This is a genomic window from Mesorhizobium sp. M7A.F.Ca.MR.148.00.0.0, from assembly GCF_003997735.1.
Taxonomy (GTDB): Bacteria; Pseudomonadota; Alphaproteobacteria; order Rhizobiales; family Rhizobiaceae; genus Mesorhizobium.
This window is the reverse complement of sequence record NZ_RZTB01000013.1, coordinates 1-11,565: the sequence shown is the minus strand read 5'-3', so window position 1 is coordinate 11,565 and position 11,565 is coordinate 1. Positions and strand designations below refer to the sequence as shown.

The window sequence follows — 11,565 nt, the reverse complement described above, 5'->3', positions numbered from 1 at the left end:
GCGAAGACCTGGACGTGCCGCTCGACCGCAGCGCGCCGGTGCATTGGGGCGAAAGCGCGATCCAGCCCGGCGACGCGGCTCTGCCGGAAGGCGTCAAAAGCCTGGCCAGCGTGGTCCACGCACCGGCACAGCTCGCCCGCCGCCTGGCGCAGATCGGTATTGTCGAGGCCAGCAATGGCCGCCGGTTGCAGTCGCTGCTTGCTCCCGGCCAGCGGCTGGTCAGCCGTGAAGGCGCGCTCTGGCGCTGGGATGGCTTTACCGCAAGCGCCGATGCGCCGACCGCCGCAGCACAACGGCTGGCGCAGAAGAACCGGCTGGCTGAGCTCGATGCCGAGGCGATACAAGCGACGCTCGTCCTGCGCCAGGCCGAGGATGCGCTGGGAGAGGCTGAACAGGCGCTCCGCCTGGCAAGCGAGGCCGAGCGCAACACGCGCCAGGCCGGTCGTGACGCTCAGCATCGGCTGGACGCTGCCCGCAATGCGCTGGCCGAGGCCGAAAGGGCCGGCGGCGAATTGCAGAGCCGGCGCGCCGCACTCGATGAGGCACGCGCCCGCATCGTCGACAGCCATGAGGAGATTTCGGCCGCCTTCGCCGAGGCGGAAATGCTGCTGCAGGACGCGCCCGATCTTGGCGATCTGCAATTGCAGCTCGAACAGTCCTCGGCCAATGTCGCCCGCGACCGCGCCGCGCTTGCCGATGCGCGCGCGGTGCATGAGGGGCTGCGGCGCGAAGCCGAGGCGCGCGCGCGCCGGCTCGATGCCATTGGCGCCGAGCGCAGCAATTGGCTGGAGCGGGCCGAAAACGCCTCGACGCAGATCGCATCGCTCGGCGAACGCAGAGCCGAGGCCGAGGCCGAACGCGAGCGGTTGGCCGATGCTCCCGATGAAATCGACGCCAAGCGGCGTGCCTTGCTGTCGCAGCTCACCGAGGCCGAGAGCTTGCGCAAGGCGGCAGCCGACCGTCTGCAGGAAGCGGAGAACCGGCAATCCGAACTGGACAAGGCCGCCACCGGCGCCATCCAGTTCCTGGCCGAGGCGCGCGAGACCCGCGTTCGCGCCGAAGAGCGGCTGACCGCGGCCGACGAGCGCCGGCTGGAGGTCGAGGCGCGCATCCAGGAAACGCTGAACTCGCCGCCGCATCTGGTCATCCGCCACACCGGTCTGGAGGCCGACAGCCCGATGCCTGAGATGGCCGAGATCGAGCGTCAACTCGACAGGCTGAAGATCGAGCGCGAACGGCTCGGCGCCGTCAATCTGCGCGCCGAGGAGGAGCAGAAGGAGCTATCCGACCGGCTGGAGGCGATCGTCTCCGAGCGCGAGGACATCATCGAGGCGATCCGCAAGCTCAGGCAGGCGATCCAGAGCCTCAACCGCGAAGGCCGCGAGCGGTTGCTGGCCGCCTTCGAGGTCGTCAACGGCCATTTCCAGCGGCTGTTCTCGCATCTGTTCGGCGGCGGCACGGCGGAATTGCAGCTGATCGAATCCGACGATCCGCTCGAGGCTGGCCTCGAAATTCTTGCCCGCCCGCCCGGCAAGAAGCCGCAGACCATGACGCTGCTGTCCGGCGGCGAGCAGGCGTTGACGGCGATGTCGCTGATCTTCGCGGTGTTCCTGACCAACCCGGCGCCGATCTGCGTGCTCGACGAAGTCGACGCGCCGCTCGACGATCACAATGTCGAGCGCTTCTGCAATCTCATGGACGAGATGGCGGCCACCACCGAGACGCGTTTCGTCATCATCACACACAATCCCATCACCATGGCGCGCATGAACCGGCTGTTCGGCGTGACCATGGCCGAGCAGGGCGTCAGCCAACTGGTGTCGGTGGACCTGCAGGCGGCCGAGGCGATGCGCGAGGCAAGCTGATCCAGATTGCGCTGCCTGCGAAGGGGCCGCTCCGGAGCAATTCAGGAAAAGTGTGCAAGCGGTTTTCGCCCGGCAGAAAATGTCAGGGCCGCGGACTGTGCCTGTGCGAATGATGCTTGGCCGAGGACCAGACGAAATAGAGCGATCCCAGTTTCAGCACAGGCACCCTGCGATCCCGCTCGCGATCACGCAGTTCGCGGTAGGTCTTCACCTTCAGTGTGCCCCCCGGCAATCTGATTCGCAAAGCCATGATGCATAGAGCTTACGTGCTTTCTCTCCAGTCGACGGAAGGTTCATTTCAAGCTCCTCATTAGTATTCGAGCTCTTGGAGGGTCGGTCGGGAATTGTACTGGGCCACCAGATGACGAAATATTTGCCAAACTGCCAGACCGGGACTTCGCCCTTGTGCTCCCGTCGCCGCAACTCATGACGTTGCTTGACCTTCAACACGCCACCCGGAAGCCTGATCTTGATCGTCATCGTCCCTCAATACTGATGGCGCGCTTCCTGGGTGCCGCGCCCGAAGCTTCATCTGTCCGGCCAAGGTAGAAAAAACCGCCCACTCTCGGATCGGATCGTTGCAATCCGATTTGGCCGAGTCAATGGAGCCGGGGGCGAACTCCTGTGGCTATCGGCGCCGTGCACATAAGGCTTGAGAACCGGCTCAACCTCTGCGCCGCAAGTTCCAGTTCACACAGATCACGGCCACGAGGCCACACGCGATGCCGACGCAATCGGCAACCCAGTCGTACACATCCAGATCGCGCGCTATCACCGCCGTGCCCTGGAGGACCTCGATCGCCGCTCCAACAACTGCAAGGAAGACGATCAGCCTGACCTTGCGATCAGGCCAGCCGAGCCCTCCAAGGAAAGTCATGACGGCAAAGGCGCTGGCGTGATTCAGCTTGTCGTAATGGAAACCGATATCGATCCCATACTCCTCGAGTCCGGGTATAGGCACCAGTGCAAGGACAAGAACAGCGACAAGCGTGCTGAAAAAAGCAATCCGTTCGGCGGCTGGATGAAGTCTCATTCTGCTCCAATCTGTGCCTGCCCGCCGCGAAGGTCGAAACCGGCTCGGTATTGGCGGTTCAGGCTGAAACTCAGATCGACGGCGTTGTCTTTCCAAGCCGCAATTTTTGCTCGAGCCTTTTGAGCCAGGTCTGTTCCGCCTGGTCTTGATGCGCCGAGACGTAGCGCGGCGTTGCCGCCGTTCAACGGATCCCCGTCTGCGTCTCGTTCAAAGAGTGGAGTGCTGAAAAGGGCTCCGCATGGGCTTTCATCATTTCGCTCATTAGAATATCCGCGCCAGTCATCAGGGGGATCAAGGTTTCCGCAAATGTGTATGTTTTGATGCCGTAAAGCCACTTCAGGTAGAGAAGGGCAGCTGACGTGCCCGAGACGCACCCAACAATGTTCATCCGGGATACGACAAGCTCTATCGGGTATATGTGCGGAAGGTTCGCCTCCATGATCCTGGTGCTGGCGTCGGCTGTCACATTGCCGATGGTATCCAGCAATTCGGGGAAGAAGGGCGTGCTTATTCTGGGATGTTCCTTCCAGACGACGTCGTATCCTCTCTCAACGATCTGCTCCGCAATGCGTCTATAGATCGCCGCCTCGTGCGCGTACGACATTATGCCGTTTCGCGACAATGCCTGGCCGAGCAGCAGGATCCGTGGGTTGGCTGACGCACGGCAATGTTCATTGCCGCCGGAAAGCGCATCCCTGCAGGCTTCATCTATTACGTCGCGCATCAGCGAAGCGCCGACCTGGAATCTTGGTACGTTCTCCAGAGCATCGTGAATGGGGATTTCGTGGAGCAAAGAATAAAACTTTGTCACCCGTCTCAGATGGTGTCTTTCTATCTTGTCGGCCGCTTTCCTCAGTCGGAACGCCGGTGAAATTGTAGAGAGTCCTGCAATCAAGGCTCCGGTGATGCGCCGTCTAAACCTGGTGCCTGGCGGCCGTGACATGGTTGATATTTCGAATGGAAGGTATGACGTCAAGCCATCCTCATACAAAACGATCTCGGCTTCTGGGTATGAGTCCAGCAGTATTTTTTCCGATGGCCGGTTAACGAAGCAGGCCCAGATTTCAACCGCGGAACTCGCGTCGATGCCAATTGTGTCTCGGATCAGACGATGGATCCGGAAAATTTGCAGTTGCCCATATTTACGCTCGGACGTCAGAAGGTCGTATGCCCATATGATCCGTTTCCAGGTCCATACTGTAGACGCAAGTTCAGCAAGACCGGTCTTGAAATGCTCGGAAACGCCGGCCGTTTCATAGAGCAGAAGGTAATCCTCATGCTCCTCACCCGCCGGGAAGCTTCTATCCATTGTTGACTGGCGAAGAGAGGCAACCAGGCTGAGCAGTTGCCAGCTGCCGAAGACGCAGCATATTCGAACTGGCAATTTAAGGTCTCCAGATAGGATGGAAATAACGCCGCATGTTCCGCGATCTCAACCGCAAAATTGCTTCATGTCCGAAGACCGTGTGTGGCTCGGGGCGTTTCGCCAGCTTCATAATACTGCCTGTCGTCGACCGGAAAATATCTTGTAGATATTGGCGTCCAACGTCCGAGACAGGCTGGAGTTCCGCGCAATAAGCAGGCGAATTCAGTTCGATTGAGCGGCAGAGACCTGAGATCTCTAAACATCAGGCGGCGGCAGACCGCTCATGCGGCTCGATCTTGCCGCTTCGGTTCCTGTCGGCACCAAGAGCGCGAATTCTCCCGGTTTTCGGGAAGGTCGTTGCCCGGGAAAGCGGGTTTCACTTCCATCTTTCAAAAGTAAGCTCCAGCCATGAACCGGAGCTTGATGATGACAGAGGCGGAAACCAGAATGTTTCACACGCTTGATGTGCCAGCCGGTCCGGTGCGGCGGCCCGGGATTCCGGCCGACCTGCCAAGGTATGGCGCGTGTGGCCGCACCTGCGCATCATGCCCGATGCGAAGCCCGCACTGCTCCTCGAACGCCCTTGATGCCGACGCTTCGGCGCAATTTTCCCGGTGAGCAGGCGATGGGCGGCGCCGGAAAATGCGCCGCCTGTCGGAGGGTTGCCCGCGATCAGGCCGCGAGCCAGGCCCGGGTGAAATCCTGCTCATAGGCTTGATGCATCTGGTAGCCCATCAAGGCAGGTTTCATATGGCAGAACAGCTTTCGCCAGTAGGGCTGAACGATGATGCCGGAATCCTGCAGCATGACCTGCAGTTCCTTCATCACCGCACGGCGCTGCTCCGGATCGGCGATGGCGTTGGCCTTGTGGACCTTGGCATCGAAGTCGGGATCGGCGAACCCTGTCTCGTTCCATGCCGAACCGGTCTGGTAGGCAAGCGCATAGGTCTGGATGCCGAGCGGTCGGGCGTTCCAATTGGTGGTCGCGAAGGGATACTTCGTCCAGTCGTTCCAGAATGCCGATTCCGGGATGACGGTGCGTTTCACCTTGAAGCCCGCGTCGCGCATCTGCTGGGCGACGGCATCGGAGCTTTCCTTGCGGTAATCGGCTTCGACCGAGATCAGATCAAATTCGAAATCGAGCTGGCCGGCTTCCTGGAGCAATGCCCTGGCCCGGACCGGATCACGTTTGATCGGCGGCAAGTCGGCGTGTTCGGGATGCATCGGTCCGACATGATCGTTCTGCGCGACGATACCCATGCCGTCGGCGCCCAGTTGCAGCACCGCTTCGTTGTCGACCGCAAGCTGTATGGCGTTGCGCACGCGCTTGTCGTCATAGGGTTTGGCGTTGACGTTGCAGCGCGAGACCAGGGTGGCGGCAGTGACGATCTCGCTTTTCTTCAGGCCCAGCCTGTCGAGCATGGCGACGTCATAGGACTGCGTCTGCCCATTCAGGTCGATCTCACCGGATTCGAATGCGGAGACGGTGGCGGCCGAGTCGGTGCCGTAGTCGGTCCAGTCGATGCCGTCGAGGAACACCTCGCCGCCCCACCACGACCCGTCCGGCCGCTTGCGCACCGAGGCAGCAACGCCGACATCGAGTCTTTTAAGTTCGAACGGGCCCGTGCAAACGGGGTTGGCCGACAGTGGCGCCGCCTTCGGATTGAAGGCGTGGTGGACGATCAATGCCGGATAGTCGGTCATCGCTGGGATGATGGTGATGTCGGGCTGAGACAGTTTCAGGACCACGGTGTGGCCGTCGCGAACCTCGATGGCGCCAGTGCGCGCCACCTTGGTGTCGGGATCGATCAGCGCGGTCATGCGCCCGGCCATCGAGTTGCCGGCGGCATCCTTCTCGCACCAGCGCGTGATGTTGAAGGCAACATCCGTGGCGGTGAAATCGTCGCCGTTCGACCATTTCACGCCCGGACGCACCTTGAGCACATATTCCGTCGCGTCCGCATTGATCTCCCAGCTCTGCAGCAGCACCGGCTCGAAGGTGAAATCCGGCTTCCAGCGCACCAGCGGTTCGAGAAACTGCATGGCGATGTTGCCCATCTGCGAAACCTTGAACTTGCGCGGGTCTTCCAACTCCATCACCTGCATGGCAACACGCACCACGCCGCCCTTCCTGGGTTGGACGGCTTCCTCGGCTCGCGCCGGGACCGGCTGACCGATGAGCCCATAGGCAATTGCCGTGCTGGCGCCGAAGGCGCTGGCCAGCGCCAGGAACTCGCGGCGACCAAGCGCGCCGCTCTTCGCGCCTTTCGCAAATGTGCCGATCGCGGGATGAAGAGGTCTGGATGTCATATCGGTTCTCCCATTGTTGATTTTACGCCCAAATTCGGTGGAATGCCCTTGCCGCGTCGTTGCTGGGCGCTGTTTTCTACAGGACGCAGCCGATGGCGGCGGGGCCGCGACGGCGAGGGGAAGGCAAGATGAATCTTCTGACGGCGATGCGGGTGTTCGATCGGGTTTGCCTGCTGGGCAGCCTGTCGGCGGCGGCGCGCGATCTCAACATGTCGACGACGGCCGTCAGCCGTACCATCAAGGAACTGGAAGACGACCTTGGCGTCCGGCTCATCAATCGCACCACAAGGCGTCTCAGCCTCACCGAGGCGGGCCGCGACTATGCTCCGCGTGCGCGCAGCCTGCTCGACGACATATCCGAACTGCAGGATTCGACGCGCGGCCTGCACAAGGAGACGCGCGGCCTGATCCGGGTTTCCTGCTCCAATGTTCTGGGCCACACGCGCATAACCAAGCTGGTGCCGAAATTCCTCGAAGAAAACCCGCTCACCACGATCGAGTTCGACCTCACCGCGCGTTATGTCGTCGGCATTGTCGAGGAAGGCTACGATGTGGCCATCCGCTTCGGCGGTCAGGCGGATTCCGCCCTGATTGCCCGCCGGCTTGGTGAAGTCCGCAATTATGTCTGCGCCACGCCCGATTATTGGGATGCAAACGGCCGTCCGGTCCACCCGGATGAGCTGGCAAGCCATTCCTGCGTGCTGAGCAATTTCGCCAAGCGCCTTGGCACATGGCCTTTCATCGGACCCGACGGCCCTTTCGATGCGGCTGTCGGGGGGCGCATCTCGACCAACAGCGTCGAAGCCGCCTACCAGATGACCACCGCCGGTTTCGGCATCGGCAACCTGCCCAGCCTGCTGGTCGACGCCGCGATCAGGGACGGCCGGCTGGAAGTGCAGCTCGATGAGTTTCGCCCCGGCTCCAGCCCGATCTACGCGCTCTATCCGCACCGCACCTATATTGCGGCCAAGGTGCGCGCGTTCGTCGATTTCCTGATCCGCGAACTGTCGGCCGACTTCACCGCCTGAAATGCTGCCCGATTGCCGGCCAACGCCGTCAGGGGCCTGGCGCGAACGCCAGGCCCCCTCTGCCCCCGTCGCCCGACGCGGCAGCGTCATTTCCACCAGGCGGTGGTGTCGTACATCGGTCCCGGCTCCTCGAAGAGCTTTTCGTATTTGCACAGTGCCGGCGTCTTGCCGAGCGGCACCGAAACACCGTCCCTGAACGCCCATTCGCCACGTTGCGTCGTATCGGCCCGCACATAGCTGGACAACGCAAAGGCCCGGTCGTGCCGCGATTTGTTGGGCGAGGAGCCGTGCACGGTAAGCAGCCCCCATAAAGCAAGGTCGCCCGGCTCCAGCACCAGCGGAACGATGGTCGCCGGGTCGATGCCGACCTTGCGCAACTCTTCTTCGGCGGTCAGGCCCTTCATCAGCTCGCCGGTTCCCTCGTCCGACAGGCCGAGATAGCCGAGCTTGTGGCTGCCGGGCACGACCTGAAGGCAGCCATTGTCCAGCGTCGCCCGATCGACCGCGAGGCCTGTTGTCACGGTGGCGTCGGCGACATTGTCGAAGGCGGCCTGGTTACGGAAGCGCAAATCCTGGTGGAAGCGATAACCCGTGACATTGGCGCCGGGCGGCTTCCAGTGCAGCTGTTGGGCGATCTGCCTTATGTCACGGCCGATCAGGCTCTCGAGCAGCTTCAGATAGTCGGGATTGCGGCGGAATTCTTCGAAATAGGAATTGATCCAGGAAAACCAGTAAGCCTGCAGCACATAGCGTTGGCCAAAGTCCGATTCAGGCAGGATCTGGAAATTCAGGTTGCCGTGCCGGAAGGTGGCGTGATGCTTGAGGCCTTCGGCATAGACCGCATCGGTTTCCTTCTTCAGCCGGATCATCTCGTCGCCGTCGACGAATTGTCGAACGACCGCGTATCCTTCCTCGCGGTACTGCTCCACCGCCTCGCGTGCCTGCCTGTCCGTCAGCATGTCCGTGACAACCCCTGTCTGTGATCCGTGTCGATCGTAACGAAGGGGTTGCCGGCGATAAGCCATGGATTTTGGCATCGACTTTCCCGATTATCGGGAAATTGAGCGGGGCGTCAAAGGTGGATTGGTCGCAATCGGCTGGTCAGATATGTGCTGCGCCGGCAGGCCCTAAAAATAGGTTCGCGGCGCGACAAGGTTCTTCTGCTGGCGAACATAAAAACAATAGAAGCCGAACGCCGCGGCAAACCACATGAAGGCCTCGCCCATGGCCAGCCGGTTGTTGGAATTGGTAAGGATGGTTAGGGCGAAGAAGACCAGTGTGGAGATGTAGCAGGACCATGCGGCCGGAGCGACAAGCTTGGCTCGCATGGCCAGCAGAACCTGCCTGGCCGACCAGGTGTAGAGAAAGGCAAAGAACGCCAGTCCGACCACCCCATAACGCACGGCAATCTCCAGATAACCATTGTGGAAGACGTTGAAGATCATGGGATGATAGGTTCTGTTCTGCCATTCGGTCAGCCAGCTGGAACTGGCCCCGAAGATCGGGTGGCGCTTCCAGATGTTGATCGCATCCGCCCACAGCATCAGCCTCTCCTTGGCTGCAAGCGGAACCGCGTCGCTCGCGATGGCGCGGTCGAAGGCGGGGAGGAACCCATGCCTGAACACATCCGGAACCAAGGTTTTGATGAACGTCATGGTATCGTCGGCGGTGGACGAGAAGATGTTGTGTGCTGCGACAATGCCGGCCGCCACGATCACCAGCACGCCACCCGAAACCAACAGTTCGCGGCGATGGCCTCTCGCCAGGGTCATCACCGCCAACAAGAGCAGAGCGAGCGCAAGCGCAAGCCACACTCCCTTTGAGCGCATCTCGATGATATTGACGAGGGCAAGCAGCAGGACGGCTGTCGACAGGGCCCAATGCAGGTTCTTGGTTGCTTTCCCGAGATCCGTTCTCTGGGCCGAGTAGGCCATGAATTGCAGCGTGCAGAGGAAGATGAAACCGGCCGCCACCGACGCGTGGATGGGATTGTTGAAAAGCCACGGGGCCGGTTGGATGCCTTGAAACATGTCCGAATAGAAGGTGTCCGCCGCCAGGAAGACGAGACTGAGGATCATGAACCAGAGCACGAGCCGTGCGGGCTGCCTGACAAACAGCAGAAACGCGAAGCCTGTCGTCGCGTAGAACAGCGGAAACATGTAAATGCCTTCGGCGCCACCCAACTGGTGGGTGCCGAAATAGACGATCGCCAGTCGGATGAAGACATAGAGCGACCAGCCCAGACACAGAAAGCCGACCCAACCGATCAGCGGTTTGCTGTAGGTCCACAAATCCACTCTGAACCAGCGGATGACCGCGACCAGGGCCAGCGCCAGGCCCGCATAGCGGTAGGTGTCGGCCTCGCGCCACACCGCGGAGACCAAAGCGAGAATGGCGAGTGCCGCAAGCAACAGAAGCAAGGTGTGGCGCGGCGCGTTGTCCTTGGCATCATCCAGGGCATTTCGCGGCACAGGGGGCGGCAGCAGGACGTGATGCAGGCGGCGCAGTTCGTCGCTGGCCCGTAACACCCCGGCACGTAGCCGGCTCGGCCCGCCCAGTCTTGCGGATTTGTAGCTTCCCGAGGGACCGGCTATGCCCGAAATCCCACTGCTGGCGGCGAAGCCAAGCACGTTTTGGCGGACCGAATAGACTTTCAGGCCGGTATCCCAAAAGCGCTCGAGCGCGACGTCCCATGGCATTTTCATTACGGCGAGCGCCGACAACAGACCCTGCGCGCCCTCTCGCGTCACCAGATAGGCGGCGGCCGAGCCTTGCGGGCCATGCAGCGCACGACCGATCTCGTCGCCTTCCGCCGTTTCGACCGCGCGCATGAAGAAGCTCATGCGATGGTTGGTCAGCTTGATGACGTCGAAATCCGGCACCGCCGCGATGATGGCCTCGATGCGCCGCATGGTGTTTTCGCTGAAGAGGACGTCGTCCTCGACAATCAGGCCATGGGCGCTGCCACCGGCCAGGAACGTTTCCAGCGCCCGGATATGGCTGCGGTAACAGGCATATTCGCCCGAAAGGATGTCGCGCCCGCTCAGCTTGCGCGCGGCTGGAAGATCGATCTCCGTCCAGTCTTTTTCAGCAAGCCCCCGACCGTCGACGGCGGCAATGCGCTGCAAGGTCAGTCCCGCCGCCTCGGCGCTGGCGAGCAATTCGCTCCAGCGCTGGGTCTCGCGATCGAGGTTGATGGCGAAGATAGGGAGGTTCATTGAAGTTCCATGTTGAGCCGCCACCCACCTGGTCGACCTATGTATGGAAAGAAGGAGATGTTCAAGGCGACACTTTACAGATCATGTGCAAATGCTGACCCGATTTGCCGCGATGCCTCTTGCTCATCTGCGCTTACGACACCGTCGAATCATGAGCTGATCGGCTTCATGGAAGATCGCAAAGGTACTCTCGGGTCCCATGTGCCCAAAAGGGAATAGAACGGCATGGCCGGGCTGCTTCTTTAGACCTCGGATAGGTTTTGTCGGTATTTATCGGGAAAAAGGAGCCGAAGTCATGACCGACATCTGGCACTCACTCCTCGCCAACCTTGCCCTGGTCTCCATCCTCGTGGTCGCCTGGGACCTTGTGGCGGATTTCACCGGGCGTCTCTCGCGGCGGATGCAGTCGCTGCTTCTCGGCGTGGTCATGTGCGTGGGCGCGATCATTTCCATGGCGACGGCCCTGTCCGTCTCCGGCTTCGTCGTCGATCTGCGCGCCGCCTTCATTGCTGCTGCCGCGTTCTTTGGCGGATGGCCGGCAATGCTCATCGCCACGTTCGGCTCCATTGTTTATCGCATCCATCTCGGCGGACAGGGTGCGGGTGCTGGTGTCATGGGTATCCTCATCACCGCAATCGTCGGCATTGCGTGGCACCACATCGTCGCGGCCCGATCGCGCACCATGTACGACATATTCGGTCTGGGCGTAACGGTCGCTCTCGCCGGGCTGATCACGCTCCTGGTC

The 11,565-nt window shown here is 61.3% G+C and carries 9 protein-coding genes; 3 read left to right on the top strand and 6 right to left on the bottom strand.

What is annotated here, in order from left to right:
* Positions 1-1,865 (top strand): chromosome segregation SMC family protein (locus EOB49_RS37430; protein ID WP_245472573.1); only part of this gene is annotated, 1,865 nt, incomplete at its 5' end.
* A 664-nt stretch (positions 1,866-2,529) separates the two neighbouring features.
* Here EOB49_RS37430 and EOB49_RS07355 read toward each other — a convergent pair.
* From EOB49_RS07355 to EOB49_RS07340, 4 genes are all read right to left on the bottom strand, one after another.
* Complete coding sequence (locus EOB49_RS07355) at positions 2,530-2,898, bottom strand: hypothetical protein (protein WP_127327106.1); 369 nt, start codon at positions 2,896-2,898, stop codon at positions 2,530-2,532.
* The gene (locus EOB49_RS07350) at positions 2,895-3,083 is read right to left on the bottom strand and encodes a hypothetical protein (protein WP_127327107.1); all 189 of its coding nucleotides are present in this window, start codon (positions 3,081-3,083) and stop codon (positions 2,895-2,897) included. The genes EOB49_RS07355 and EOB49_RS07350 overlap by 4 nt, the downstream gene beginning before the upstream one ends.
* Positions 3,080-4,282 carry an alpha-2,8-polysialyltransferase family protein gene (locus EOB49_RS07345; protein WP_245472567.1) on the bottom strand — a complete coding sequence of 401 codons (1,203 nt, stop codon included), beginning with the start codon at positions 4,280-4,282 and terminating at the stop codon, positions 3,080-3,082. Before EOB49_RS07345 ends, EOB49_RS07350 begins: the two co-directional genes overlap by 4 nt.
* A gap of 654 nt (positions 4,283-4,936) precedes the next feature.
* Entirely contained in the window at positions 4,937-6,574 is a 1,638-nt protein-coding gene (locus tag EOB49_RS07340) for an ABC transporter substrate-binding protein (RefSeq protein WP_127380608.1), read from the bottom strand.
* A gap of 128 nt (positions 6,575-6,702) precedes the next feature.
* Between EOB49_RS07340 and EOB49_RS07335 the strand changes: the two genes are divergently transcribed.
* On the top strand, positions 6,703-7,602 hold the full coding sequence (locus EOB49_RS07335; protein WP_127290810.1) for a LysR family transcriptional regulator: 900 nt from the start codon (positions 6,703-6,705) through the stop codon (positions 7,600-7,602).
* An 86-nt stretch (positions 7,603-7,688) separates the two neighbouring features.
* Here EOB49_RS07335 and EOB49_RS07330 read toward each other — a convergent pair whose 3' ends face one another.
* Positions 7,689-8,561 (bottom strand): phytanoyl-CoA dioxygenase family protein, encoded by an 873-nt coding sequence (locus EOB49_RS07330; RefSeq protein ID WP_245463686.1) that lies wholly within the window; start codon positions 8,559-8,561, stop codon positions 7,689-7,691.
* 168 nt (positions 8,562-8,729) lie between these two features.
* Positions 8,730-10,820, bottom strand: coding sequence for an O-antigen ligase family protein (locus EOB49_RS07325; RefSeq protein WP_127380607.1), 2,091 nt, complete (start codon positions 10,818-10,820; stop codon positions 8,730-8,732).
* A 295-nt stretch (positions 10,821-11,115) separates the two neighbouring features.
* Here EOB49_RS07325 and EOB49_RS07320 point away from each other — a divergent pair.
* Positions 11,116-11,565, top strand: a 450-nt coding sequence (locus EOB49_RS07320; protein ID WP_281060555.1) for a LytS/YhcK type 5TM receptor domain-containing protein, incomplete at its 3' end; no start/stop codon positions are given.

What these genes read in the sequence shown, in the direction of transcription:
- EOB49_RS07335 (WP_127290810.1), top strand. Translation starts at nt 6,703, where the DNA reads ATGAATCTTCTGACGGCGATGCGGGTGTTCGATCGGGTTTGCCTGCTG.
- EOB49_RS07355 (WP_127327106.1), bottom strand. Translation starts at nt 2,898, where the DNA reads ATGAGACTTCATCCAGCCGCCGAACGGATTGCTTTTTTCAGCACGCTT.
- EOB49_RS07330 (WP_245463686.1), bottom strand. Translation starts at nt 8,561, where the DNA reads ATGCTGACGGACAGGCAGGCACGCGAGGCGGTGGAGCAGTACCGCGAG.
- EOB49_RS07325 (WP_127380607.1), bottom strand. Translation starts at nt 10,820, where the DNA reads ATGAACCTCCCTATCTTCGCCATCAACCTCGATCGCGAGACCCAGCGC.
- EOB49_RS07340 (WP_127380608.1), bottom strand. Translation starts at nt 6,574, where the DNA reads ATGACATCCAGACCTCTTCATCCCGCGATCGGCACATTTGCGAAAGGC.